The organism is Pseudomonas sp. AC112 (assembly GCF_979253545.1).
Genome location: NZ_CEEDCM010000001.1, coordinates 3,223,651 through 3,249,434 on the forward strand (window position 1 = coordinate 3,223,651; position 25,784 = coordinate 3,249,434).

At 55.8% G+C, this 25,784-nt stretch carries 17 protein-coding genes and 1 other RNA gene; 7 read left to right on the forward strand and 11 right to left on the reverse strand.

Annotated features, from left to right (window positions below):
* Positions 1-39 precede the first annotated feature (39 nt).
* The gene (locus AC0IYN_RS14915; RefSeq protein WP_471842036.1) at positions 40-6,372 is read left to right on the forward strand and encodes a DEAD/DEAH box helicase; all 6,333 of its coding nucleotides are present in this window, start codon (positions 40-42) and stop codon (positions 6,370-6,372) included.
* Positions 6,369-8,468 carry a UvrD-helicase domain-containing protein gene (locus AC0IYN_RS14920; protein ID WP_471842039.1) on the forward strand — a complete coding sequence of 700 codons (2,100 nt, stop codon included), beginning with the start codon at positions 6,369-6,371 and terminating at the stop codon, positions 8,466-8,468. The genes AC0IYN_RS14915 and AC0IYN_RS14920 overlap by 4 nt, the downstream gene beginning before the upstream one ends.
* 49 nt (positions 8,469-8,517) lie before the next feature.
* On the opposite strand, the gene AC0IYN_RS14925 is transcribed toward AC0IYN_RS14920, so the two are convergent.
* The 4 genes from AC0IYN_RS14925 to AC0IYN_RS14940 are packed head-to-tail and all read right to left on the reverse strand — an operon-like array spanning position 8,518 to position 12,326.
* Positions 8,518-9,156, reverse strand: a complete 639-nt coding sequence (locus AC0IYN_RS14925) for a PIN domain-containing protein (RefSeq protein ID WP_397449922.1) — start codon at positions 9,154-9,156, stop codon at positions 8,518-8,520.
* Positions 9,131-10,300, reverse strand: a complete 1,170-nt coding sequence (locus tag AC0IYN_RS14930) for an XRE family transcriptional regulator (protein ID WP_218482295.1) — start codon at positions 10,298-10,300, stop codon at positions 9,131-9,133. Before AC0IYN_RS14930 ends, AC0IYN_RS14925 begins: the two co-directional genes overlap by 26 nt.
* The gene (locus AC0IYN_RS14935) at positions 10,297-11,670 is read right to left on the reverse strand and encodes a 7-cyano-7-deazaguanine synthase (protein ID WP_471842045.1); all 1,374 of its coding nucleotides are present in this window, start codon (positions 11,668-11,670) and stop codon (positions 10,297-10,299) included. Before AC0IYN_RS14935 ends, AC0IYN_RS14930 begins: the two co-directional genes overlap by 4 nt.
* A complete protein-coding gene (locus AC0IYN_RS14940; protein ID WP_471842048.1) occupies positions 11,670-12,326 on the reverse strand; it encodes a hypothetical protein in 657 nt (218 codons plus the stop codon). Before AC0IYN_RS14940 ends, AC0IYN_RS14935 begins: the two co-directional genes overlap by 1 nt.
* 247 nt (positions 12,327-12,573) lie before the next feature.
* Here AC0IYN_RS14940 and AC0IYN_RS14945 point away from each other — a divergent pair, with 247 nt between their 5' ends.
* A complete protein-coding gene (locus AC0IYN_RS14945; RefSeq protein ID WP_471842051.1) occupies positions 12,574-15,159 on the forward strand; it encodes a DEAD/DEAH box helicase in 2,586 nt (861 codons plus the stop codon).
* Between the two features lie 102 nt (positions 15,160-15,261).
* Here the strand turns inward: AC0IYN_RS14945 and AC0IYN_RS14950 are convergent, their stop codons facing one another.
* The 5 genes from AC0IYN_RS14950 to AC0IYN_RS14970 all read right to left on the reverse strand — a co-directional run bounded on the left by AC0IYN_RS14950 (position 15,262) and on the right by AC0IYN_RS14970 (position 22,195).
* Entirely contained in the window at positions 15,262-16,518 is a 1,257-nt protein-coding gene (locus AC0IYN_RS14950; protein ID WP_471844789.1) for an integrase domain-containing protein, read from the reverse strand.
* A 185-nt stretch (positions 16,519-16,703) separates the two neighbouring features.
* Positions 16,704-17,100: a transfer-messenger RNA gene (ssrA, locus tag AC0IYN_RS14955) on the reverse strand.
* Positions 17,101-17,204: 104 nt separating this feature from the next.
* Positions 17,205-17,483 carry a hypothetical protein gene (locus tag AC0IYN_RS14960; protein WP_010206635.1) on the reverse strand — a complete coding sequence of 93 codons (279 nt, stop codon included), beginning with the start codon at positions 17,481-17,483 and terminating at the stop codon, positions 17,205-17,207.
* A 137-nt stretch (positions 17,484-17,620) separates the two neighbouring features.
* A complete protein-coding gene (locus tag AC0IYN_RS14965) occupies positions 17,621-20,431 on the reverse strand; it encodes an FAD-binding and (Fe-S)-binding domain-containing protein (RefSeq protein ID WP_471842055.1) in 2,811 nt (936 codons plus the stop codon).
* 69 nt (positions 20,432-20,500) lie between these two features.
* Positions 20,501-22,195 (reverse strand): lactate permease LctP family transporter, encoded by a 1,695-nt coding sequence (locus AC0IYN_RS14970; RefSeq protein WP_406597576.1) that lies wholly within the window; start codon positions 22,193-22,195, stop codon positions 20,501-20,503.
* 250 nt (positions 22,196-22,445) lie between these two features.
* Between AC0IYN_RS14970 and AC0IYN_RS14975 the strand changes: the two genes are divergently transcribed.
* The gene (locus AC0IYN_RS14975) at positions 22,446-23,213 is read left to right on the forward strand and encodes a GntR family transcriptional regulator (RefSeq protein ID WP_078050226.1); all 768 of its coding nucleotides are present in this window, start codon (positions 22,446-22,448) and stop codon (positions 23,211-23,213) included.
* 36 nt (positions 23,214-23,249) lie between these two features.
* Here the strand turns inward: AC0IYN_RS14975 and smpB are convergent, their stop codons facing one another.
* Positions 23,250-23,732 carry an SsrA-binding protein SmpB gene (smpB, locus tag AC0IYN_RS14980; protein ID WP_005791513.1) on the reverse strand — a complete coding sequence of 161 codons (483 nt, stop codon included), beginning with the start codon at positions 23,730-23,732 and terminating at the stop codon, positions 23,250-23,252.
* Between the two features lie 168 nt (positions 23,733-23,900).
* On the opposite strand from smpB, the gene AC0IYN_RS14985 reads away from it, so the two are divergent.
* Together AC0IYN_RS14985 and AC0IYN_RS14990 are read left to right on the forward strand one after the other, a co-directional pair.
* On the forward strand, positions 23,901-24,335 hold the full coding sequence (locus AC0IYN_RS14985; protein WP_025857099.1) for a type II toxin-antitoxin system RatA family toxin: 435 nt from the start codon (positions 23,901-23,903) through the stop codon (positions 24,333-24,335).
* A complete protein-coding gene (locus AC0IYN_RS14990; protein ID WP_078050225.1) occupies positions 24,328-24,627 on the forward strand; it encodes an RnfH family protein in 300 nt (99 codons plus the stop codon). The genes AC0IYN_RS14985 and AC0IYN_RS14990 overlap by 8 nt, the downstream gene beginning before the upstream one ends.
* Positions 24,628-24,691: 64 nt before the next feature.
* Here AC0IYN_RS14990 and AC0IYN_RS14995 read toward each other — a convergent pair whose 3' ends face one another.
* Positions 24,692-25,219 (reverse strand): outer membrane protein assembly factor BamE, encoded by a 528-nt coding sequence (locus AC0IYN_RS14995; protein ID WP_016976810.1) that lies wholly within the window; start codon positions 25,217-25,219, stop codon positions 24,692-24,694.
* Positions 25,220-25,317: 98 nt separating this feature from the next.
* Here AC0IYN_RS14995 and fur point away from each other — a divergent pair, with 98 nt between their 5' ends.
* Positions 25,318-25,722, forward strand: coding sequence for a ferric iron uptake transcriptional regulator (gene fur, locus AC0IYN_RS15000; RefSeq protein WP_003194220.1), 405 nt, complete (start codon positions 25,318-25,320; stop codon positions 25,720-25,722).
* The last annotated feature ends 62 nt before the right edge of the window (positions 25,723-25,784 follow it).

Consider the following 25,784-nt stretch of genomic DNA (forward strand, 5'->3'; position numbering starts at 1 on the left):
ATGGCCCCTCACTGAAGTTGATTTTGCCGAGTAAAAAATATGCAGCCACTTATCGTTTCTCAGCAGGTCACTCAGGGCGTCGCAGATTTTCTGCGTACAGCATTCCCGTCCACTACTTCTGGTTTTGAGGGCTTGCTGGAGCGCTTTTTGGCTGAGCGCAGCAATATCTTCAAAGGGCCGTATCTGACGTTGCCACTGCCATTTCGCAAGCAGCTGAATGACGGTCTACCGGCTTTCCCTTGGTTACCCGCCAGCTTTGTGCCCCACGCACACCAAGCCAAGGCTTTTGCGCGGCTTGCGGGTTCAGAGGCTCAATCCACGTTGGTGGCAACGGGTACGGGGTCGGGTAAGACCGAGTGCTTTCTATATCCGATCCTTGAGCATTGTCGCGTGGCGCGTGCCGAGGGGCGGCGTGGCATCAAGGCGATCATCCTCTATCCCATGAATGCATTGGCCAGCGACCAATCTGGGCGCGTGTCCAAGGAAATAGTTAAGGCTGCTGGCCTTAATGGGATTCGTGCAGGCTTGTATGTGGGCGATGCACCGGCCGTCGAGTCGCAAACGGTCGCCCAATTGAGCGACGGCAGTTATTCGGTGATTACCGACCGCAATGCCCTGCGTGAAAATCCGCCGGATATTTTGCTGACCAACTACAAGATGTTGGACTTTCTGCTGCTGCGTGCAGCTGATGCCCCTTTGTGGGCGCATCAGCGACCGGACACGCTGCGTTATATGGTGGTGGATGAGCTGCATACCTTTGATGGTGCACAGGGTACCGATCTGGCTTGTCTGATTCGCCGCCTCAAGGGGCGGCTGAATGCGCCACCGGGCCAGTTGGTGTGCGTCGGTACTTCGGCAACCTTGGGCGATGATGGCGTTAGCGATTTGCTGGCCTTTGCCGGTGATGTGTTTGGTGAAGTGTTGGATGACCGTGCGGTTATCGCCGAGGATCGCGAGTCGGTTGGGGATTATCTCGCTGAAGCTCTGGTTGAGTTCACTCAATGCCCGCAGCCCAGTGATCTGGATACCTTGGCCCCCGAGAACTATGACGACCTGCATGCCTACCTTGCGGCCCAAGCACCCTTGTGGTTCGGTGAGCCTTGCTCGGTCACGCAGGCAGAGGATTTTGCTTGGCGCTGTGGCTTGGGTAAGGACCTGAAGAGCCACTTCGCCTTCCAGAATCTTTTGCGTGATTTGGAGCGTCTTGGGCCAAAGTCTGTCCTGCTGGATGATTTGTTGGTGTTGCTTAAGCGTCGCTTGCCTTGCTGTGATGATGAGCGCTTTGCACTGCTGTGGCTTTCGAGTTTGCTGTCGCTGGTGGCACATGCACGGCAGGACTCTCACCAGAAGTTCTTTTTGCAGGTGAAGGTAGAAATCTGGCTACGTGAGCTGCGCCGCATGGTGGCTGTGCTGGATGCTGAGCCGCAGCTTCGGCATCATGATGACTTGCGTAAAGCCGATATGGACCGGCTGCATCTGCCGGTGATCCATTGTCGCGAGTGCCACGCCACCGGCTGGGGTTCTACGCAGCAAAAGATCAGCCCCAATCAACTCACCCATGATTTGCAGGCGTTTTACAGCGCCTTCTTCGCCGAGGATGTGAGTACCCGTTTTATCTTTCCTTCCAGTGCGGGGACAAACCCCGCGGTGTTTGAGCGCAAGCAGGTATGCCCTGTCTGCGGCTCCTTGCATCAGGCATCGCAAACCGAATGCTCACACTGTGAGGATCAGCCTTTGCTGGCTGTAGATATTGCCAGCAACCTGCGTGAAGGTACGCGCAATGGCGCGAAGTACACCAAGTCGCACCATGATTGTCCTTTCTGTGCCGGTTATAAAACGCTGACGATTGTTGGTTCGCAAGCGGCCAGTCTGGCGGCGGTGATGGTGGGACAGTTGTTTGCAACGCGCTTCAATCCGGACAAGAAGCTGATTGCTTTCTCTGACTCGGTACAGGATGCGGCGCATCGTGCAGGGTTCCTTGCCGCACGAACCTGGCGAATGAACTTACGCCCGGCGTTGGCGCAGGTAATTGCTGATGCCTATGCAGCTGGACGACCTGTGACATTGGAAAATTTGCCAACAGCATTCGCGCAACGTTGGCGCACGGCGCTAGGTGATGGTCATTACATTGCTAACTTCCTGCCGCCGCAAATGCAGTGGCTACGTGATTACGAGACTCTGATGGAAGAGGGGGCGCTGCCTGAAAGCAGCAACCTACCTGGCGAGTTGGCGAGGGTGTTGCCTTGGGTGCTCAATGCAGAATTTGGCCAGGATGCTCATATTGGTCGTACTCTGGTAGCGACGGGAACTGCTTGCGTAGTGCCACTTGCAGGCAAGTTAGACGAAGCCGCTCAATGGCTGTTGCCACGTCTACGTGACACGCTTGAACCGTTAGCCGCCGCGCAGCTGGACGAAGTTGTTGTTTTACTGCGCGGGCTACTGGAAAACATGCAGCGCATCGGGGCTTGGCGTGATCAGGAGCTAGGGTTTTATGCGCGAATGGGTAGCAGCCCTTGGGGGTATAAGAAGAATCCAAGCCAGTTTAAGCTTCTAACCAGCCCTCGGCCTCCGAGGTTTTTGACACTGGCAGAGTTTGGTCGCTGCGTCAGTGTTACTAAGAGCCATGCCCGTTTGTTTAGCGACTGGGCTTTCAAGGCATTGCCTGCTTTGCATGAACTGGCGCTGGGCACGGATGCCTTGATTGCCCCCCTTTATCGGCTTGCTCTTGAGGCATTGGAAAGCGTTGGCTTAGCAGGTTTTGAGGAGGCCACCGAGAAGCCGGATATCCGTGTATGGGGGCTGGAGCCCTCTGCTTTCCACATTATTTTGGGGGGCAAGGTGTGGCGGTGTGCCAGCTGCCATAGCACAACACTCTCTGGCCCAGAGGATGATTTTTCTGAGCAAGCGTGTCGCCGCGTTGATTGCCGGGGCGAGTTGCACGCACTAGATGTACCCGGTGATTTTTATCGCAAGCTCTACCTGAATGCGGACATTCGGCGGGTAGTGGCACACGAGCATACTGGTTTACTGCCGCGCGAAACGCGCGAGGCGGTAGAGCGCAACTTTAAATCCAACAGTGATCGCCCCGGGGGCATTAATGTGCTCTCCGCGACACCCACTCTTGAGATGGGTATCGATATCGGCGACTTGTCCAGCGTTCTGCAATGTTCGGTTCCTCCACAGCAGGCAAACTACATTCAGCGAGCAGGACGGGCAGGGCGTAGCACGGGTAATGCGTTGCTGATGAGCATGGCGACCAGCAAGCCGCATGACCTGTATTTCTGGGATGACCCGAAAACCATGATTGCAGGTCCCGTGCAGGCACCTGGGATTTTTCTTAACGCTTCGGCGGTACTTGAGCGTCAACTTACAGCGTTCACTCTAGATTGTTGGGTGCATGAGAACGGGCGGTCGGCGCAGATCCCTTCGGAAATTCGTGGGGTGTTCACTGCGATCAATAATCAGACCACCAGCAAATTTCCTTACCCTTGGTTGAGCTATGTGGAACAGCACCAGGCATCGCTACTTGACCGGTTCCTGCGCTTATTCAATCAGGGGGAGTTGTGCCCTTTGAGCGACGGTACGTGCCAATGGCTTGCTAATTTCATTCAGGGCAGCAGCGGTGATAGCAGTCCGTTGGCGTACAAGATCGTCAACCGTTTGCAGGGCATTGCTGGTGATGTTGAAAGCATCAAGCGCAAACGTGAGGCCGCAGTGAAGGAGATAGATAAGCTGCAGGCGTTGACGGTACGTGGTGAGGATCAGGATCTGGAGTTGGCACGATTGCTTCAGGATCGAACTGCACTTTCGCGTTTGATTGGCAGCATTGAGGGTAAGGCTACGCTCAACGTGCTGACTGATGAGGGCTTGTTGCCCAACTATGCGTTCCCGGAGCAAGGCGTGCTGTTGCGCTCGATTATTGTGCGCGATTCAAAGCCTGGAACATCCGCTCCTGATCCGCTGACCTTCGAATATGAGCGACCTGGATCAACGGCTATCACTGAGTTGGCACCGAACAACACCTTTTATGCCGAAGGCCGGCGGGTGGTGATCAACCAGATTGACGTATCGAAGATCAAACCGGAACACTGGCGTTTTTGTAGGCAGTGCTCCTATACCGAGCCGCTGTCATCAGGTGATCAGCACCCTAACTGCCCACGATGTGGCGATACGCTGTGGCGCGACAGTGGGCGCGTACACGAGATGCTGCGATTGACCACGGTATTTGCCCGCACGCTGGATCGCGATAGCCGTATTGCTGACGACTCAGACGAGCGTCAGCGCGGCTTTTATGTGCGCCAGGCTTTGGTGGATAGCCCCCCTGATGCGGTGCGTCAGGCTTTTGTGATTGACGAGCAGACATTTCCCTTCGGCTTCGAGTTTCTCGATCGGGTGACTTTTCGCGAGGTGAACTTTGGCGAGCAGTCTGCGGAAGGCATACCGATGGAGATCGGCGGGAAGGAACTCAGCCGCCCTGGTTTTAGCATCTGCCCTGAGTGCGGCACCTTGCAGCGCAAACGCAAGTCGGAGGAGCTGTATCGCAACCATTCGTCCTGGTGCGCAAAGCGCAAGAACCCTGAGGCGAGCACGCAGCAGTGCGTGTTCCTCTACCGCGAGTTCACTAGTGAGGGCATTCGTCTGTTTTTGCCCGAGGTAGGTTTTGCCGATACCAACGAGGCCTTGCTGAGCTTTGTGTCGGCTCTGGAATTGGGGTTGGCGCGGCGTTTTAGGGGGGCGGTGGACCATTTGCGCATTGCCCTAGATATGCGTATGGCTGCGGGCTCAGATACGCCGCGTTGTTATCTGGTGATCTACGACAGCGTGCCGGGTGGCACCGGCTATCTGAAGGAGTTAATGCGCGCGCCCGAACCGCTGTTGGACGTATTCGACATTGCACTGCAAGCCCTCAATAGCTGTACTTGCAACCAGAATGCGGACACCGATGGCTGTTATCGCTGCGTGTACCGCTATCGCAACAGTCATGATCGTAAGTCTATCTCGCGACGTACAGCACAGAAGTTGTTGGGCGAGGTGATGCAATACAAGGGAGCATTGAAGCCTGTTACCCATCTGGCCGACGCGCAGCCAGCTAACCAGTTACTGGACAGCATGCTGGAGAAGCGGTTTGTCGAAGCGCTGCGCCGTGAGCATGAAGGTGAGAAGTTCAAGCTGACCGAGCTGTTGTTCAAGGGCAAGGCGGGCTATCAGATACAGGCTGGTTCGCGTCGCTGGCGGATGGAGTTGCAGGTCAGTCTTGGAGCCAGCGATGGTGTGTTGATTCCGTGCAAGCCTGACTTCGTGTTCTGGCCGGACGATGCTGCCGACGACCTGCCCGTGGCGGTCTTTGTTGATGGTTGGCAGTACCACAAAGACATCATTACTACCGATCTGGCCAAACGTATGGCGGTGGCCAAGAGCGGGAAGTTCTCAGTCTGGACGCTGACCTGGGATGATGTCGAATGCGCCTTGCAAAACCAGGTATTACCTACACCATCGCCTTGGCCAACATTGCTTAATGATGATCCGCAGCAGGTAGTGCAGAAGCTGTGTGCGGCGCAGGGCATCGCAACACTCTCCAGTTTCAAATCGCTGCCGTCCTTTACCCAGCTGCATCAGCGTTTAGCCCGTGGGCAACACCAAGCGCTCGGCAAATTGGCCGTCTCCCTGGCTGCGGGAATGTTGATGCCGCCGGGGGACACTACTGCACTTCAAGTCCTGCGCGAAGGGGCTTTCTGGCAGCGTTTAGATGAGCTGGGTCTGCTACCTGACCTGCAGCTGCATAGATTGAGCCTGCGTCAGCTCGGTAAAGCCTGGATGCTGGCTATTGCCATGCGCCCGGAGCATCTGAAGCAAGTGATGACGGGTAATGGCTCGGCAGACACTGAACCTCTTTTGGTTGGCGAGTGGAAAGAAGATGGCCTGCCCGAAAGCGAGCTTCAGTTACGCTGGCAGCAACTTTGGCAGGCACTTAACTTATTGTTGCCGCTGAGTCAGTTTTGGGTTGGCAACGCTGAAATGCCGGGGTTATCTGCGCTGCAGGATTGTTCTGCGCTCAAAGCAAAATCCGGCGGGTTGTCTGAAGCCTGGCAGGAAGCGCTGAGTTTGGCTGCACATGAAGTACAGTCTTGGAGCTTGGCTCTGGCTGGTTTGGGCATAACCGCCCCAGAAGTGGGCTATGAGTTGATGGATGAAAAAGGCCGCGTAATAGCAGAAGCCGAATTGGCCTGGCCAGATGTTCGTACCGCCGTACTACTGTCTGATACTGGGTCAGTGGCTGCGCTTTTTGCTGGCCAAGGTTGGCATTCTTATACCGCTGACGGTAGCGAGTTGCCTGATGAACTGAGAACACTTTTGATGGAGACACTGGCATGACGCTGGCACTCAAGATTGCAATGTCTGATGACTTTCTGAAGTCGTTTTCGGTAGTTCCACGTTCTCATCAGCAGGCGGTACTGACCTTCGTTGCAAAGTTTCGTCAGAACCCAATGGCGACCGGCATCAATTATGAGCGCATTCATGATGCCGCCGATCCGAACATGCGCTCGGTTCGGATTAACGAAAATATGCGTGGAATCGTGCTTAAACCTGATGTGGGCAACGTCTACTGCCTGTTGTGGGTTGACCAGCATGACGATGCCTATCAGTGGGCACGTCGCCATCGAGTCGCGATCCATCCGGATGTTGGCAGCATCCAGGTTTATGCAGTGCAGGAGGTGGCTAACACGAAAGCATCTGACGCCTCGGCCGAGGTGCGTGCAGTGGGGCTGTTCGATGCCCTCAAGGATCGTGAGATTCGCCGGCTGGGCGTACCCGATGATCGGCTGGAAGCGGTGCGTGCCGTAACTAATGAAGGCGAACTTGAGGCGCTGGAAGCGCAATTGCCCGACGAGGCATACGAAGCGTTGTATCTGTTTGCTGCCGGCGAGACTTTCGACAAGATTATCAGTGATCAATCCGCGCCGGCGGCGGTCGACCCTACAGACTTCGGTGCTGCGCTGGAGCGTGATAGCTCACGCCGTCATTTCGTGGTGCTTACTGACGACAGCGATCTAGAAGCTTTACTGGCGGCACCTCTAGAGCATTGGAGGGTCTTCCTGCACCCAAGCCAGCGTAAGTTGGTTGAGCGTGACTGGAGTGGCCCTGTGAAGGTGACCGGTGGCGCAGGTACTGGTAAAACTGTTGTAGCCATGCATCGCGCTGCAAGACTTGCACGACAATACTCGGATTTGCCAGGTCGTCCGGTGTTGTTTACCACTTTCACCAAAACCCTGGCTGAGGACATTCGCCAGCATTTGGCTCTGCTGTGCACACCGCAGGAGCTGGAGAAAATTCAGGTGGTGAACCTGGATCAGTGGGCTTCCAGTCTTCTGCGTCGTTTTGGTTACCCACATAACCTGTTGTATAACGAAGGCGACCGTCGCCGTTTCTGGCAAGCAGCCTTATCGGCGATGCCCGCATCGGTTGATCTCAGCTTGCAGTTCATGCGTGCCGAATATGAGCGGGTGGTGCTTCCTCAAGCCTGCGAAACTGTTGAGGACTATATGCGTGCCAGTCGAGTAGGCCGCGGCGGTCAGCTTGGCCGTGCGATGCGTAAGTCTATCTGGCCGGTGTTTGCCGAATACCGGGCCCAACTGCAAGCTGCCAATTTGCGCGAGCCAGAAGAAGCTTTCCGTGAGGCCTCTCAATTGTTAAGGAAGGAGCAGCCTGCACTGGGTATCCGCTCCATGGTGGTGGATGAAGCCCAGGACATCAGCAACGCGGGCTTTGAGCTAATTCGTACGGCAGTAAAGGTAGCCGAAAACGACCTGTTTATTGTTGGTGATGCCCACCAGCGTATCTACCGGCACAAAGTCGTGCTTAGTCGGGTGGGCATCGAGGTTCGCGGCCGTAGCCATAACCTGAAGGTGAATTACCGAACCACCGACGAAATCCGTCAATGGGCCTGCGCTCAACTCGAAGGATGTGCTGTCGATGACTTGGATGGCAACGTGGACTCTCTGCGCGGTTATCGGTCTCTGACGCATGGTGATGTGCCGGATATCATCGAGTCGTCTTCCGCACACGAAGATATGCCGCATATAAAGGCGATCCTTAAACAATTGCAGGACGATGGGATGGAGCCTCGACAGGTTTGCATCACTGCGCGTACTAATGACGATCTGGATAATGTCGCTCGGGCTCTGCAGCAGGCAGGTATTGTTCACTTGAAACTGGACAACTCAACCTCTGACGATTCGGCACAGCCGGGCGTTCGCCTGGCCACCATGCATCGCATCAAAGGGCTTGAGTTTAGCGTAGTGATTGTTGCCGCCTACAGAGGAGCCGCTTCCTACGCCGACCAATTAAGCCGTGATGAGGATGCAGGGGTAACCGAAGATACTGAAATTTCTGAAAGATGCTTGCTGCACGTTGCTGCTACTCGAGCAAAGAGAAATTTGTTTCTCCTAGTGCGGCCCTCTGGTGACTGAATTCTCAGACTTATACAGCTAAAAACTAGCTGTATAAGTTGGTCCAGCATTACTGGCTAACATTGCGGCGCTCTGCCAGCTTAAGCTTTGCAAGCCTCCTAAGGCTTGGGCATAAACCTACGTTTTCGCATCCGATCACCTTTTCAATCCAGTCGAATTGGCTGTCTCGGACTTGCATTCTGGCGTGTTTCAGCGCTTGAAGCGTTGCATCGGCTAAGGCTTTATCTCCGATTGATATACGCACGGGCTCGTAAGCAAGAATATCGACTGTTGTAATTAGTCTCAGTGTTCCAAAGCGTTGGGAGGAAATCTGAGTTGCTTTTTTTTCATCAATGACAGCTGTGAACCCGTTGCTATGTGCAAGCGCGAGTGTCGCGGCTTCTCCGTCTCCGAGCGAGGCCGCTGTGGATCCGGATACCAAGTCAAAGAAGTGCTCTAGTGCAATGCCAGAAAGCTCTTCTCTCTTTAAAGTTTGATTATGGATTAGCTCCGAAAGCTGTTTCGGCTCAGGCCGGCCGTTTACTGCTCCTTGCTCAATCTCCCGTATTACATTGTCGGTGACGACAATAGGAGCCGGAACTGCTTGCAGGATTGCGCCTGCATAGCCAGTTGCCAGCAAGTTTATGATGACACTGGCGTCTAGAACGAGAATGCTATCTCGATCAGTGAGACAGCTTGAAAAGGTCATCAACCTCATCCTCTTCTGCCTCATCAAGCAACTCGCGTACTTTTGCCCTATCGAGCTTAAGCAAATCCGACATTTGCCCTTCGCTGATTAAATCTTTCTTCCACGCATCGATAGCTAATAAAAAAAGCCTCGTTGATTGCGCGCCTTCCGTAGGCGTGGAATCGTGAGCTATCGGGCCTAGTACCTGCTGGGCTTGGTCGTCGGTTATACCGCCATTATCCATGAACCAATCCCAAGTACCCTTTTTCGTCAGGTCCAATTCTTCAAGCCTCAACACCATCGCCTGGCGTGAAACACCAAAGAAACTAGCGAGCAGGATGATGTGCCGACGAGTGAGGTGAGTTGATCCAATGGTCACTTCTTTGAACTTTTCCATGACAGTACGGGCTGGCGTTAGAAACGCGCTTCCGAAAGCGTTCGCGTAACGCTCTTCACGCGAGTTTTCATACTTTTCGGCTTGATAGATCTCGGGCTGACGCCGCGTCGCTATAAAGTGCCCGAGCTCGTGGGCGCCAGTCTGAGTTTGACGATCCTTCCGATGTACTGCATTTATTAGCATACAGGCGCCAACGGCGTCGTCATAGGCAAACAGCCCAGACACTTTCGATTCAAGTCTCCGGCTATAGACACGAATTCCAAGTTGCATCTCTATGAGTGAAAACAGATCTTGAATCGGGCTCTCGCCGAGCCCTAGCCAGCTTCGGAGGCTATGTGCATCGTGCTCTGCTTGTTTGCGTACATCGCCAGGTAAGATGCTTTTTTCGGTCGGATAATTTGAGGTTTTCCGAACACCTAAAATGTTCTCAAGTTCTACTTCTGCCCTGACGAGATCATTCAGCATCCGAGCAGCTTGGTCGATGCCTGCATCACCAGTGTCTGGGAGTGAGCGGAAGCGAGGAACAAGGTCCACATGGACCGCTTCTCGGCGTAGCAAAGAGTTAGCAGATACTCCATAACAGCGGCTAAGCATCTGGATCTCGTCAAGCTTTGCAGAGCGCTGTCCTTTTTCAATGGCCACCAGAGTGGTTCGAGCAAAGCCAACTGCTTTGGCCGCTGCGTCTTGGGTCATGGCCGCGGTTTCGCGCGCGACCTTCAGTCGTTCACCCAGTTCAGCTGGGTTCAGTTCAAAGTTTGGTTTGGTCATGATGCGCCATCTATCCACTTCCTCACGAACGACTCTGATCTCATATCGCCCGTGAACGCTGACCATTCCTTGGCATGTTGCTGCAAGAGCCTGTCAAGGTTCTGCGCCACGGTATGTGGCGACTCGGCCAGAGCTCGAGCCAGTTCGCTCGTTCTGCGGCGTTTGATCAGTTCGTACTGCGAAGATTCCCGAATCGAAGAAAGGTGTTCAAAATGAAGCACCCCTGCGATAGCGTATTGTCGCAAGGCTTTAGTAAAACTGGTGAATTCTTTTGCTGCGCCTGTTTCCCAGGTCGGGCTGTCTAGGGATTCCCATACATAGTTCGTTGGTGGCTCCTCCAATCCTGCAGCGTGAACGCTAAGGCGGCGAAGCATACACGCGGCGCATATGCCGCACTGTCTTCTTGCGCCTGAAACGGCTACCTGTCGGGATTGCTGCCAGCACGACCTGGTCGTTATCCAATTCACGTTAGGGCCACAGGTTTCCACAAACTCGCGCAGGGTCTCGCCTTTCGTCATCCAAAGCCTGGGAAAGGTGTACTGGAATCGGTAACCAAGAAGTGCTTCGATAAAGCGCTCCATCAGCTTGGTGAAGACGGGGTGATTTCGATAGTCCTCATACCCATGTGCAACAGGAAGGAGCACAGGTGCAAGTGCACCTTGTCCGCTTTCGGGGATGATGGCCATTGGAGCATCAATCAGATACGCCGCAACTGCCGATATGATGCTGAATTTGAATCCGCGGCTGCGTGCACTTCTCTCGGCGCTTCTTGCATCATCAAGCTTGACTGAATATGGGATGGCCGTGAATGGAATCCTTTGGCGTTCCTTTTTTGAAATGTCGTGTTGTTTGCTCCCTATTCGAAGTCGAATCAGGCGTTTACCTAGGCGTTTGCTCTCAAGCTCAGAGACCGCACGTGAGTCCATTCCATCACTGAAGGCAATGACCGCCTCTGCATCGGAAGGAAAAGCTATTTGGCTTTGTGGCGGTCTCTGTGCGGCTTGTTTTCGAGATCGATAGTTGAAGTGCCAGTCGTCGCCGGTCAGGAGGTTCAGCGCGTTGACGAGCGCTCGATCTACCTTGTTACTCGACCACCGTTCAACGTCGTGTACTGGAACATGCACGATGAACCGCCTGCCCCAACTCATGGTGCTACGGACAAGGATGCGATCACAGAACTCGACTGCAGCGGCTATAAGTAGTGCGTCATGAGTTACGGGCTCCCACTTGTCATGGGATGAGAAGGATGCGAGAGCCTCGAGGTCGAACTCGATGTTCTTCTCGATGTAACACGGGACCACACCGTTTCTTTTGCGGGCGCCAGGTTCAAGTATATCTACAGCTATTTCCTTAGGCTGCAAGGTGTTCATCACAACGATACCCCGTCATCAAGACCTTCCATCTTCCTAGGGGGGAGGATTCGAGTGGCCTCTGGGCCCACAAGATCCAGACCGAGTTGGGTGCTCGATAGAGTAGACATGGCATTCTGGAGTCTCTTACTCACGTGCTCTGCTCTTTGCTCATTCGAGTCGCGAAGGTAGTGTTCTTCGATCGACCGTATGTTTGCGTGGCAGCGGTCCTTGGCGGCGAGGCCTACCGCCTCATGGAATGCTTCAATTCCAAATTTGCCTTCATGGATGAGGGTGATGCTCCACTCCACAAGATTCGTTCCAAAAACGGAGGCTGCTGCTAGGGCTTTCGCATTTTCGAGTTGATCCAGCGCAAGTTCCGGCATTTCCAGAGAGTTATCACAGCCCGTGAAGACTGCTTTCAAGGCTTCCATCAGATGCCACGAGACCTCCATTTTGAAGTCGCTGGCAACTGCGTGCGTCGTTGCCTCTGCGATCTGGGATGCATCGTAGGTGTCTTGGTCCGCACGCTTTGCCAGTTCTTTCCATGGCTTTCGCAACTTCAAGCTTCTATGTGGCCCATCGCTCATTTCGTGCAGCCCCCAGTGAATACCGGTTTTGACATTGTCAGATAATGCAAAAATAAATCTGACATTGTCAAGATGCTTTGAAACCAAGAAATATCCTGATTGAGCTTCAGTCCACTAGAGTTCCTGTTTTTGGGCGTCCCAGGGTGAGGGGCGCATAGGGCAATATCATGGCTCGACCAAAATTTGCGAAGGCCGGATGCATTGCGAGCAGGCTTGAGCCGTTGCTCAAACCTTGAGATAAAGACCCGTCCGTCATACAGATGACGCAGTCAACTGTCGGGTCTGTTCGTCGGTAGTAAATATCACTGGGGATCAACTAAAAGGATTGAAAAATATGGCTTTCAAGACGCCGCCGACCGGAGGGTCAGTGCCGGAGACACCAGACAAGCTGTTCCGTGAACTTACACGACGCAAGTTCCCAGATGTGTTGCCCCATCAGGCTGAGATGATGCAAGCCTATGCAGCCTCGGCCCTTGATCATTCAGACGTCGCGCTGCAGCTACCGACGGGAAGTGGGAAGACCCTTGTGGGTCTGCTGATCGCGGAGTGGCGTCGAAGGAAATACAAAGAGCGCGTGGTCTACCTGTGCCCTACTAGGCAGCTGGTTCACCAAGTGGCAGAGCAGGCGAACGACAAATACGGGCTCTCCGTCGCTACTTTCGTAGGCAAGCAGCGCGAGTATTCGCCCTCCGCAAAAGCTGATTACCAGCAGGCAGAAAAAATCGCGATTACGACCTACTCTGGCCTCTTCAACACCAACCCGTATTTCGACAATGCTGACATCATTCTTGTCGATGATGCGCATGCCAGCGAAAACTATATCGCTTCGCATTGGACATTGCGCATAAGCCGTCTCGAACCGAATCACAGCGTGCTGCATCAAGCCCTGGCTAACGCACTTACGCCATATCTGACACCGACAGATCTGTCCCGGCTGCGCGGAGTCTGGGAGGATGTTGTAGATCGTACTTGGGTAGATAAGCTCGCTACTCCAACGCTTGCTTTGCTCAGCCCTCAGTTGGTAGAAATACTGGATACACACACCGCTGGCTGCGACCTGAAGTATCCATGGTCGCTACTGCGTGACCACATCGATGCCTGTCATGTGTATCTATCGTCTCAGGAGATCCTGATACGTCCTCTTCTCCCTCCGACGTTCTCGCACCCAGCGTTTGGGGCCGCAAAGCAACGGATCTACATGTCCGCCACTTTGGGGGCGGGCGGTGACCTAGAGCGATTGACCGGCCGTAAGGCAATAAAACGACTGCCAGCTCCTGCAGGATGGGACACACAAGGGGTCGGGCGCCGTTTCTTCATTTTTCCCGAAATGTCTCTTACAACGGACGAAACAACTGTCCTGCGAACTGAGCTGATGAAGCGTGCTGGGCGTAGCGTCGTCCTGGTACCCAGTGACCGGGCAGAGGATGCCATCGCAGAGCAGGTCGATACTTCATTGAAGTATCCCGTCTATCACGCAGGTGATATCGAGGAGTCCAAGGCGGATTTCATTAACTGCGATCACGCAGTGGCTGTCGTGGCAAACCGGTATGACGGGATAGATTTCGCTGGCGACGAATGCCGACTGCTATTTATTGAGGGGCTGCCGAAAGCGGTGAATTCTCAGGAACGATTCCTAATGACTCGGATGGGGGCTAATGCGCTTTATAACGAGCGAATTCAGACACGTGTTGTTCAGGCAATCGGCCGCTGCACACGGTCACTGGAAGATTATTCCGCGGTCGTGGTTTCGGGGGAGGAATTGCCTGACTACCTGGCGGACGTTCGGCGCAGACCCTTCTTCCATCCCGAGCTTCAGGCCGAGATTTCCTTCGGCGCCTTGCAGTCCAAAGACGCAACCTTGGCCGATCTGATCGAAAACTTTGAGATGTTTTTGAAGAACGATCTGGATTGGGAGCAAGCCAACAATCAGATCGTCGAAGAGCGTAAGCGCGCCCAGCAGAAATTCCTACCTGCGATCGAAGAGTTGCACCAGGCGGTGGGATGGGAAATCGACTACCAGACGGCGCTTTGGCACCACAACTATGAAAGTGCGGTTAGTTCTGCTGAGCGGGTGCTAGGTGTCCTCATTGCACCGGAGCTCAGAGGCTACCGTGCACTCTGGAACTACCTAGCTGGCTCGGCTTGTCACCTTGGTGCGCAAAGCGGTATTACCTCGCTCGCCGCAAAGGCCAGACAGTACTTTCGAGACGCTCATAAATGCGCTCCCAACATCACCTGGCTCACAGCCTTCGCTCGCCGAGAGGTCAACGACGCTGTAACGGCTCAGTCCGATGACATCGCGCTGCAGCGTCAGGTTGAACGGGTCGGCGCTGAGCTGACCCGCCTTGGAGCAACTCATGACCGTGAATTCGCAAAGAAAGAAAAGTTGATCCTTGAAGGGCTTCAGCATCCTGATACTTTCGAGCTGGCGCAAAAAGACTTGGGAAGCTTGCTCGGGTTCAGTGCCGGAAAAATCGAATCAGATGGCTCACCTGATCCTTGGTGGATTTCCGACTCGCAGTGCATCGTTTTTGAAGACTATGTCGACACTACAGACGGTACCCTTGCTGTGAACAAGGCTCGGCAGGCAACCTCCCATCCGGATTGGATGAGATTGAATGTCGAGGAGTCCAAGGGCTGCGACTTCCTGACCGTACTGGTGACTCCGGCGCGGAAAATCCGACAGGCTGCAGTGGTTCACGCCGATGGGCTGCTGTACTGGGAGCTCAGTGATTTTCGCAGGTTTGCAGAGCACGCCTTGCAGACGGTACGGGAGCTCCGCGCAAGCTTCTATGAGCAAGGCGATCTGGTGTGGCAGGCGGAAGCAGCTGATGTACTCAAGCAGCGTGGTATCGACTTCGCCTCGATCTGCAAGTACCTACGAAGTAGACCTGCTGTGAAATACATGGAAGAGGTATAGCTGTATCTGAAGCGTCCCTGATTTGAGGCAGGGGCGCTTGTTCAATTCTCACGACTCTTGTCTCTCCTTCCCGCTCCTTGACTTTGGGCATGTGAGGTGTGGTTAACCGGTCGATACTCGTTTCAGCCCCCTTGTCCCCTGAACGGCTGCGATCGACAAACTACCGGTAGCTGCATGCTGAATGTGCTCGCTCCACCAGATCATCATCGGGCGTCTTCTCTCAATGTAATCTGCACGATTGTAGGCGCTACGCACTTCGTCCTTATCTACGTGCGCAAGTGCGACTTCGATCAGCTCCGAGTCCCACCCCTGTTCGTTCAGGATGGTACTGGCCATGGACCGCATGCCGTGGCTTACCAAACGACCTTCAAAGCCCATACGTTTCAAGGCCATGTTTGCCGTCTGGCTATTGCAGTGAGTTCGAGGATCTCTGTCTGCAGGGAATACGTACTCCCTATGGCCGCTATAGGGTTTGATTGTCTCTAGCAGGGCAAGTGCATGTTCGGTCAAAGGTATGACGTGAGCGCGTCGTTTTTTCATACGCTCCGCTGGGATCGTCCACGTTTTCTTGTCGAGGTCGATGTCGGCCCAGGAAGTCGTGGCGGCTTCCGCTGGACGGGTCATGGTGTGGAGCTGCCATTCGATCAGACAACGTGTTGTTCTTTTTATGCTCGCATTAGCGATGGCTACCATTAGCTCTGGCAGCTCTTCGGGGCGGAGGGCGGCCATGTTCTGTTTTTTCGGCTTTTTAAAAACGCCCCGGATGCCGCTGAGTGGATTGGCGAAGATTATTCCCGAGTTCACGCCATGGATCATGATCTCATTGAGCCTTTGAGTCAGTCGCTTCACTGTCTCCAAGCTGCCCTTCGTTTCCAGGGGGCGGAGCAATTCGATGACCATCGGCGCAGTGATTTGCGAGAGGGGTACAGTTCCGAGTTTTGGAAATACGTGCAGGGTAAGAGAGCGCCATATGTCTTCGGCATAGGCCGGTGTCACGACATCCTGCTTCAGCTCAAACCAAGTAGCAGCTACGTTCTCGAACGTGTGCTCAGTTGCAGCCTTTTTTGTTTGCTCCATCGCATTGCGTTGCTCTTTCGGGTCGATGGCCTGTGCAAGCAATTCTCTAGCCTCGACCGTTTTCTTTCTGGCTTGGGCGAGAGAGAGTTCCGGGTAGGTGCCGAGTCCCATGTTGATACGATTCTTCGTTATCGGATGACGGTAGTTGAAGTTCCATAGCGTAGAGCCATTGATTCTCACTCGCAATTGAAGGCCGTCGCCATCGCTGAGGACGTAATCTTTATCTTTCGGCTTGATAGCTTTGAGCTGACGATCAGAGAGGCGGGTGGCTTGGGCGCACATGAGGTAGTCCACGACATCGTTCGGTATTCCAAAAATTACCACTGAAGGGCTTGGAATACCATGTGGAATACCAATGGTTGTAGATTGTATCGGACGTCTTTGGACGCTGATGGCCCTGAAAGCCCCGTATTTACTGGATTTCAGGCACAAAAAAAGACGTCCGTGGACGTCTTTAGATGTTGAAGTGGTGGAGCCGGGGGGATTTGAACCCCCGTCCGCCAGTACTCCGCTGTCGGTACTACATGCGTAGCCGTTTCTATTAAGTTAACCCTCAGCGACCCGAAGGGCAGGGTGCTTTGGGCGAGTTGTGTAAGTTTTAGCCGCTTCGTCCACAACGTACTGCACGGCGATTCTGTTCTATATGACAATCACTTTGGGTTTACAGACATCCCCTGGTGATTGCTGGACCCGAAGGTACCAGAAGCTCAGGGCTAAGGCTGCTTACGCAGCGAGAGCGAATTCCTGGCCGTAGTTTTCGTCATTGGCAACTATAAGAAGTTGCAACAGTGGATTTACGAGTTCTGTTACCAACTCGGCATGCACCTAAAGTTTCGCGACCGGCGTCGAATCCTAAACGGCCCCGTGCTTGTAACTCGTTGTTTCTTAGTGAGTGACAAGCCTGTGCAGTGTACGCCAAACGGTCACGGAAGGCCAACCCGAAGGTGGGCCTTCCGTGACTGAGCAGCTTATTGGCCGCCTTTTTCGCTGTTCTGCAAGTCCTGCAGCGCCTTCGAGGTGATCTCGATGCACTTTTTGTCATCGCCCGCGGCGTGGGCCGCTTTGGCCTGGGAGACGGCAGTGTCGATTTCGCCGCTTTTACCGCTGGTGTCAGTGGCGAGCAGCGCTTTGCCGTTGTTGATTTTGTCCAGATTGATTTTGCACAGATCTGGTTCGCCCGCAGCGAACACGGGGGAAGCCAGCATAGCAGCGGTAATGAACAAGCCAGCAAGAGCGGAACGCTTCATAGGGTATCTCCTTGCGCAAAAGGGCTCGACGCTGCTGGCGTTCAACGGCTGCCAGCGACATCACTGATGAACCTCGATTGTCGAGGCCTATGCAGATGACTACGCCGGCGCGCGAGGGTTCTGTTTTTTTCGCAGTATTAATGGACGCGGGCTTGGGTGACGCGGTCAACCAGGTAGACCAACCCGTGATAATCAATGCCGCCATGCTGGCTCAGGCCGATCTCGCAGGTGCGGCTGGTGGAGATGCCTTCGCTGCAATATTGCACTGCATCCTTGAGGGTGCGCAGTGAGTGGGCGTTGAGTTCCGGCGTGGTGAAGCCTTTGTCGCCGGCAAAGCCACAGCAATGAATGCCTTCCGGGATGACTACGGTGTTGGAGCAGCGTCGGGCCAGGTCGATCAGCGCCTGGCTCTCGCCCAGGTGCTGGGTACTGCAGGTGACGTGCACGGCGATCGGCGCTTCCTGGGGCGTAAAGTCGAGGCGGTCCATCAGGTGTGTACGGATAAAGCGCACGGGGTCGTACAGATCCAGGCGCGTTTCGCCCAGGTCTTGCACCAGGCGCAGGGTGCAGGGGCTGGTGTCGCAGTAGATCGGGTCAAGCCCGCCACGGCTGGCGTGAAGCAGCGCGCCGATCAATTCCTGGCGTTTGTGCTCGGCCTGTTCGGCATAGCCTTTGGAGGCGAATGGCTGGCCACAGCACAGGCTGTCCTGATTGTCGGGAGACACGACTTGGTAACCGGCTTTTTCCAAAAGGCTGCGGGTTTTGTCGTACAGCGACATCTGTTCTTTATCACCTGCCGCCGGGCCCATGGCGCGTGAGACGCAGGCGGCCAGGTAGACCACACGTGGGCGCTCGTCCGTCACGGCCGGGCTGAAGCGAATGGCTTTTTCCGGCTGCGGCATGGCGTTGGTCCACTGTGGAATCTGCCCCTTGGACAGCCTGGTCACGCTAGCCGACAGCTTCTCCAGGCGAGGCGCGCCGAGCAGCATGCGTGCGCCATTGGCCACATGCAGCGTAAAACGCGCGCCTTGTAGTACGGTGGCGAAATGAGTGGCGAGCCATTCGGCCGTTTTCGTACGGTCGGCATCGCGGCTACGCAGCTTTTTCACCAGGTCGCCGGTATTGATTCCTACAGGGCAGCGTTGAGCGCAAAGGCCGGTCGCGGCGCAGGTGTCGATGCCCTGGTAGTGATACGCAGCTTCCAGCTCAGTGGTGTCGACACCGGCGCGTTTCTTTGCCTGGATGTCGCGCCAGATTACGATGCGCTGGCGCGGGCTCAACGTCAGGCCTTTAGACGGGCACACCGGCTCGCAGAAGCCACATTCGATGCACTTATCCACAATCTCGTCGGCGGCGGGCAGCGGCTTGAGGTGCTTGAGGTGGATTTGCGGGTCTTCGCTGAGCACCACGTCCGGGTTGAGAATACCGTTGGGGTCCAGCAGGCGCTTGAGTTGCCACATCAATTGATAGGCGTCGCTGCCCCATTCCAGTTCCACGAACGGTGCCATATTGCGCCCGGTGCCGTGTTCGGCTTTCAGCGAGCCACCAAACTCCACTGCCACCAATTGCGCCACGTCGTCCATGAACGCTTGGTAGCGCGTGACTTCTTCCGCGCTGTTGAAGCCTTGGGTGAACACGAAGTGCAGATTACCTTCCAGTGCATGTCCGAAAAGTATCGCTTCGTCGTAATGATGTTTGTCGAACAGCTCGATCAAGCGATTGACGCCGATTGCCAGTTGCTCAACCGGGAAGGTCACGTCCTCAATGATCACGGTGGTGCCGGTCTTGCGCACGGCGCCGACGGCAGGGAAGGTGTCTTTGCGGATCGCCCACAGGCGAGCGTTCTCTGTCGGGTCTTCGGTGAAGTCGACCTGCTTCTCTACCGGAAATGGGGCCAGGGAGGCCATGATCAGCGCCAGTTGCTCGTGCAGCAGGGACGACGACGCCGCACGGGATTCGATCAACAGGGCGCAGGCATTTTCCGATAGTTGCTGTACGAAAGCGGGCATGCCCGGCTTGTCCTGTACCGAGCGCATGCTGCGCCGGTCCAGCAGTTCGACGGCCGAGACCGGTTGGGTTTTGAGGACGGTGACTGCGTTGCAGCAGGTTTCGACATCCGGAAACACAATCAGCGCCGACGCTTTGTTCGGGTGATCGATCACGGTGTCGTAGGTGACGGCGCTGATAAACCCAAGGGTACCCTCGGAGCCCACCAGCAGATGACTGAGGATATCCAGCGGCTCATCGAAATCCACCAGGGCATTGAGTGACAGCCCGGTAGTATTTTTCAGACGGTATTTGTGGCGAATTTTTGCCGCCAGTTCAGCGTTGGCGCGGGTCTCACGACCCAGTGTCGCCAGGCGTTCAAGCAGCGTCCCGTGCTGTTCACGAAACGCCGTCACACTGGCTGCGTCTTCGGTATCCAGGCGGCTGCCGTCAGCCAATACCAGGCGTATCCCGGCCAGTGTGTGGTAGGTGTTCTGCGCGGTGCCGCAGCACATGCCGCTGGCATTGTTGGCGACGATACCGCCGATTTTGCAGGCGTTGATCGACGCCGGGTCCGGTCCGATCTTGCGCCCGAATGGCGCCAGCCACGCATTCGCCTGAGCGCCGATGACACCGGGCTGCAGGCGGATTTGAGTGCCCTGCCCACGGATTTCGCGGCCGTTCCAGTTGTCACCCAGGACGATAAGGACCGAGTCACTGATGGCTTGCCCGGACAGGCTGGTGCCGGCGGCGCGAAAGGTTACCGGTACATGGTCACGTTGAGCCAGTTGCAGCAATGCAACGACTTCGTCTTCCGACTCCACACGGATCACCAACTGTGGGATCAGTCGGTAAAAGCTGGCGTCGGTGCCGAAAGCGAGGGTGGAAAGCGGATCGTCGAAACGCCGATTTTTCGGGATCAGTTGTGCGACGTCGCTCAGGAAAGCAGCAGGCAGGCTCATCGGTCCTCCAGAAATAGCTGACGCCGGAATCGTATCCGGCGTCGATTCTTACCCTATTGCGTGCAGGTCTCAGTGCACCAGCATACCGGTGAACCAGTAGGCCTGTGCGAGGGTGATCAGCCCGACGATCGTGGCAAAGAACAGGCTGTGCTTGAGGGTAAAGCGGAACAGGTCGGATTCCTTGCCCACCAGGCCGGTAGCGGCGCACGCTACGGCGATGGATTGTGGCGAGATCATTTTGCCGGTGACGCCACCGCTGGTATTCGCCGCAACCAGTAAGGTGTCGTTGACGCCGATCTGGTGCGCGGTGGTGGCTTGCAGCGAGCTGAACAGGGCATTGGACGATGTATCAGAGCCTGTCAGGAAAACCCCCAGCCAGCCGAGAAACGGCGAGAAGAACGGGAAGGCTGCACCGGTGCCGGCCAATACCAGCGCCATGGTCGAGGACATGCCGGAGTAATTGGTGACAAACGCGAAGGCCAGCACCATACCGATGGAAAGGATCGGCCAGCGCAGCTCGTAGAAGGTCTCTCTTAAAGTGGTAAGACCAGTTTTTATGTCAATTTTCAGCACGAGCATCGAGACCAGCGCAGAGAAAAAGATCGCGGTGCCGGTTGCGGAGATCGGGTCCAGTTTGAACACGGCCGGGATCGCGGTGGGGTTGGTCACGATCGGCGCGACCTTGATCACCAGTTGGTCCAGGTGCGGGATGGCGAAGTTGAACACCCAGCTGTACATCGAGCCCCCGGCAGCGAACATCGCCTTGAACGGCTTGAGGGTCCAGATAGTGACCAGTACGGTGAGAATCAGGAACGGCGACCAGGCCTTGAAAATCTGCCCGAGGCTATAGGGCGAGACGATGGTGTTTCGTGGCAGGCCGAAGCCGCCGGCACTGGCGGTCACCGCTGCGCTGGAAGTAGCGCCGGCAATCTGGGCGCCGGCGGTGCGCTTGGGCTGCCAGATCTTCAGGAACAGTGTCAGGGAAATCAGGCTGGCCAGGGCCGAGGTGATGTCCGGCAGCTCCGGGCCGATGAAGTTGGACGTAAAGTACTGGGTGATGGCAAAGCTCAAGCCTGCGACCAGCGCAGCAGGCCAGGTTTCACGCACGCCGCGCACGCCGTCCATCATGAACACCAGCCAGAACGGCACGAACAGCGACAGCAGCGGCAGTTGGCGACCGGTCATGGCGCCGATCTTGAATGCGTCGATGCCAGTCACCTGGCCAGCAACGATGATCGGGATGCCCAGTGCACCAAACGCCACGGGCGCGGTATTGGCGATCAGGCACAGGCCGGCGGCGTACAGTGGGTTGAAGCCCAGGCCGACCAGCAGCGCAGCAGTGATCGCCACGGGCGCGCCGAAACCGGCCGCACCTTCCAGAAAAGCGCCGAAGCAGAAACCGATCAGCAGCACCTGCAGGCGCTGGTCGTCAGTGATCGACAGTACCGAGCTGCGGATGATCTCGAACTGACCGCTTTTGACCGTGAGTTTGTAGAGGAACACCGCAGCCACAATGATCCACGCGATCGGCCATAGACCGTAGGCAAAGCCATAGCCGGCGGCAGCCAGTGCCATGTCTACTGGCATCTGGAAGGCAAAGATTGCCACCAGGATCGACAGCGCCAGGGTGATGCTGCCCGCCACGTGGCCTTTGAGGCGAAACACGGCCAGGGCCAGGAAGAAGAACACGATCGGAATGACGGCCGCCAATGCGGACAGGCCGAGGCTGCCGAGCGGGCTGTAGAGCTGTTGCCAGGTTTGCATATGGGGTGGCCCCTGATTGTTGTTGTTTGGTCAGCTTGGATAATTGGTAATACCAATTTACAATCGCTGTGGGCTAGAGTAAAAGCCTTGGCGGGGGTGTGTCAATTTGCCGCCCGAGAAACTTTGGTCTTAGGTGCGCAGGAGAAGTGGCTGATCGGTTGGAATGAGGGCGTTCTGATAGGTGCTGCAATGGCTGCGATAGGCGAGAATAGAGGGCCCGGCGGGTGGTCGGGATGGTGGAGAGTGAGTTATGGCATTTGATCAGGTGCGTCAGCGCCGTTTGTCTGACGATATCGTCGAGCAGCTTGAGGGCATGATCCTCGAGGGCACGCTGAAGTCAGGTGAGCGCTTGCCGGCTGAGCGCGCTTTGGCTGAGCAGTTTGGTGTGTCGCGTCCTTCTTTGCGTGAAGCGATCCAGAAGTTGGCGGCCAAAGGTTTGCTCGTCAGTCGTCAGGGTGGTGGTAACTACGTGGCGGAGTCCCTCGGTTCCACCTTCAGTGATCCGCTGCTGCATCTGCTGGAGAACAATCCCGAGGCGCAACGTGATCTGCTGGAGTTTCGTCAGACCCTGGAAGCTTCTTGTGCCTATTACGCAGCACTGCGCGCCACCGAAGTCGATCGCGAGCGGCTTACGACAGCGTTCGAAGCGTTACAGGATTGCTACACCCGCTCGGATGAAGTGAGTCGAGCGGAAGAGGGTGCGGCGGATGCGCGGTTTCACTTGGCAATTGCCGAGGCCAGCCACAATGCTGTGCTGCTGCACACCATTCGCGGCCTGTTCGACCTGCTGAAACGCAACGTGGTCACCAACATTGGTGGCATGTACCAGCAGCGCACGGAAACCCGCGACATGCTGATCAATCAGCATCGGGATTTGTACCTGGCGATTATCGAAGGGCGGGCCGAGCAGGCGCGGGAGGTTTCAACGCGTCACCTGCTGTATGTGCAGGAAGTGCTGGAGGAGGTGCGTCAGGAAGTACAGCGTGTGGCGCGTGCGGAGCGGCGCAAGGGGATGTAGCCGAGGGAAGCTCCCGCGGCTGCATCACTGCAAGGATCAGTCTTCCTTGCCCTTGTTGCGCACGGCGCGATGCAGCTCGCGGTTGGAATCGCGCTCGCGCTCGGTATCACGCTTGTCGTATTCCTTCTTGCCCTTGCCCAAGGCGATCTCGCACTTGACCAGGTGCTTGCTCCAGTACCAGGACAGGCAGACGCAGGCGTAGCCCTTCTGCTGTACCGCGGCAGCGAGCTTTTCCAGTTCGCGGGCATTGAGCAGCAGCTTGCGCGTGCGCACCGGGTCGGCAATCACGTGGGTGCTCGCGGTGGTCAGCGGGGTGATATGACTGCCGAGCAGCCATGCCTCGCCATCCTTGAGCAGCACGTAGCTGTCGACCAGCTGCAGCTTGCTGGCACGCAGACTCTTTACTTCCCAGCCGGCCAGGACCAGACCAGCCTCGAACCGATGTTCGATGAAGTAATCGTGTCGCGCCTTTTTATTTTGCGCGATGGTCCCTGTGGGGTGTTTCTTTTGTTTAGCCATAGGGGCGGCATTATAGGGAGTTGCGAGCGTGTCGGCTACGGTCAACCTGCGTGCTTGAGCGTGTTGGACGAATCCCGGACAATGCGGGCAGTTCTCTGGTTTTTTTCTTTCGCGGATTGGGCTGTTCTTTCGCGATGTTTGCCGCTCAGCTGTGGAAATAACGCACACATGACGACGCATATTCAACGTTCAGCGCTGTTGCCCTATCCGGCACAGGCGCTCTATGACCTGGTCAACGACGTGGCGCGTTACCCGGAATTCCTGCCATGGTGCTCAACGGCCGAGGTGCTGGAAAGCGGTGATGAGCATATGGTTGCCAGTGTTGGGGTCGCGAAAGGCGGCCTTAGCCAGCACTTTGTTACGCGCAATGTGCTGGTGCCTGGTAAATCCATTGAAATGAATTTGCAGGAAGGGCCGTTTACTCAGCTGCATGGCGTGTGGGTATTCAAGGCGCTGACAGACAAGGCCTGCAAAATCAGCTTAGATCTTTCTTTCGATTACGCCGGACCTATCGTGCGAGCAACCTTGGGTCCGTTGTTCAACCAAGCCGCCAATACGTTGGTGGACGCGTTTTGCCAGCGAGCCAAGCAACTGCATGGTTGAGATTGAGGTGGTGTATGCCGCCGTGGATCGTCAGGTGTTGCTGGCGGTGACGGTGCCGGCGGGCATGAATCTGCGTGCTGCGGTGCAGGCGTCAGGTATTGCAGTGCAGTTTCCCGAGCTGGATCTGGCTGATTGCCCTTTGGGTATATTCGGCAAAGTGGTAGCGGATGCTGAGGTGCGTGCCGTGCAGGCCGGTGATCGTATTGAGATCTACCGGCCGTTGCTGGCGGACCCAAAAGAGGTGCGCCGACTGCGCGCGGCCAAGGCGGCCCTGGCCAAGCAGAATTCCTAGGCTCGCCAAATGGCAGGCAACAAAAAAGCCCGGCATGCCGGGCTTTTTGCTGGGCGCCGCAAAATTACTGCGGGCTGGTGTCCAGAGGTTGTGGCGTCGGGACAGGAACCGTTTCCACGCCGTCGACGTCTTTCTGGATCTTGTCGAGCAGTGAGCCTGGCTTGGCCGGTACTTCGGACTTCGGCTTTTCACCTTCCTGCGCAGGGGCGGTCACGTTGGTGCCGTTATCCTTGCCGAGCAGGGCTTCATCACGGCTCACGCCGGGCATGAAGTCGCCGGACAGGCTGACAAGCTGGTCATTGCCATTGAAGATGACACTGACGCGCTCCTGCTGGCGTTCACCGCCACCTGGTTGCAGGCTGTAGAGATAATCCCAGCGATCGGCATGGAAAGTGTCGGTCAGCAGGGGGTTGCCCATGATAAACCGTACTTGCCGTCGGGTCATTCCGGGGCGTAACTGGTCTATCATGTCCTGCGTGACGACATTGCCCTGCTGGATGTCGATTTTGTAAACCCCGGGGAATGAACAACCGGCGAGTGCGAGCAGTCCCACAAAGGTGAAACTGGTTAGCAAGAGCTTGGTGTTTTGCATCGGTGGGCGACTTCCACTATCTTGGCTGGGACAACGTAAACGCCGATCATACCCGTATTAAGAGAAGCTGCGAAGCAGCATCCGCGAGAAAGCTAACCATGGTTGAAAATAGCGAACTACGCAAAGCCGGTCTTAAAGTGACTCTGCCACGAGTCAAGATTCTACAAATGCTCGATTCTGCTGAGCAGCGCCACATGAGTGCCGAGGATGTCTACAAGGCGCTGATGGAGTCTAACGAGGACGTTGGCCTGGCCACGGTTTACCGTGTGCTGACCCAGTTTGAAGCCGCAGGGCTGGTGGTTCGTCATAATTTCGACGGCGGTCATGCGGTGTTCGAATTGGCTGACGGTGGTCATCACGATCACATGGTTGACCTGGATACCAATGAGGTAATCGAGTTCACCAGCCCAGAGATCGAAGCGCTGCAGCACAAGATTGCTGAGGAGCATGGCTTCGATTTGGTTGATCACAATCTTGTGTTGTACATCCGTAAGAAAAAGTAAAAATCGAAGCAGATTCGCTCTGCAAAACGATTGAAGGCGACCCTAGGGTCGCCTTCGTGCTT

What these genes read in the sequence shown, in the direction of transcription:
- AC0IYN_RS14915 (WP_471842036.1), top strand. Translation starts at nt 40, where the DNA reads ATGCAGCCACTTATCGTTTCTCAGCAGGTCACTCAGGGCGTCGCAGAT.
- AC0IYN_RS14920 (WP_471842039.1), top strand. Translation starts at nt 6,369, where the DNA reads ATGACGCTGGCACTCAAGATTGCAATGTCTGATGACTTTCTGAAGTCG.
- AC0IYN_RS14925 (WP_397449922.1), bottom strand. Translation starts at nt 9,156, where the DNA reads ATGACCTTTTCAAGCTGTCTCACTGATCGAGATAGCATTCTCGTTCTA.
- AC0IYN_RS14930 (WP_218482295.1), bottom strand. Translation starts at nt 10,300, where the DNA reads ATGACCAAACCAAACTTTGAACTGAACCCAGCTGAACTGGGTGAACGA.
- AC0IYN_RS14935 (WP_471842045.1), bottom strand. Translation starts at nt 11,670, where the DNA reads ATGAACACCTTGCAGCCTAAGGAAATAGCTGTAGATATACTTGAACCT.
- AC0IYN_RS14945 (WP_471842051.1), top strand. Translation starts at nt 12,574, where the DNA reads ATGGCTTTCAAGACGCCGCCGACCGGAGGGTCAGTGCCGGAGACACCA.
- AC0IYN_RS14950 (WP_471844789.1), bottom strand. Translation starts at nt 16,518, where the DNA reads ATGTGCGCCCAAGCCACCCGCCTCTCTGATCGTCAGCTCAAAGCTATC.
- AC0IYN_RS14960 (WP_010206635.1), bottom strand. Translation starts at nt 17,483, where the DNA reads ATGAAGCGTTCCGCTCTTGCTGGCTTGTTCATTACCGCTGCTATGCTG.
- AC0IYN_RS14965 (WP_471842055.1), bottom strand. Translation starts at nt 20,431, where the DNA reads ATGAGCCTGCCTGCTGCTTTCCTGAGCGACGTCGCACAACTGATCCCG.
- AC0IYN_RS14970 (WP_406597576.1), bottom strand. Translation starts at nt 22,195, where the DNA reads ATGCAAACCTGGCAACAGCTCTACAGCCCGCTCGGCAGCCTCGGCCTG.
- AC0IYN_RS14975 (WP_078050226.1), top strand. Translation starts at nt 22,446, where the DNA reads ATGGCATTTGATCAGGTGCGTCAGCGCCGTTTGTCTGACGATATCGTC.
- smpB (WP_005791513.1), bottom strand. Translation starts at nt 23,732, where the DNA reads ATGGCTAAACAAAAGAAACACCCCACAGGGACCATCGCGCAAAATAAA.
- AC0IYN_RS14985 (WP_025857099.1), top strand. Translation starts at nt 23,901, where the DNA reads ATGACGACGCATATTCAACGTTCAGCGCTGTTGCCCTATCCGGCACAG.
- AC0IYN_RS14990 (WP_078050225.1), top strand. Translation starts at nt 24,328, where the DNA reads ATGGTTGAGATTGAGGTGGTGTATGCCGCCGTGGATCGTCAGGTGTTG.
- AC0IYN_RS14995 (WP_016976810.1), bottom strand. Translation starts at nt 25,219, where the DNA reads ATGCAAAACACCAAGCTCTTGCTAACCAGTTTCACCTTTGTGGGACTG.
- fur (WP_003194220.1), top strand. Translation starts at nt 25,318, where the DNA reads ATGGTTGAAAATAGCGAACTACGCAAAGCCGGTCTTAAAGTGACTCTG.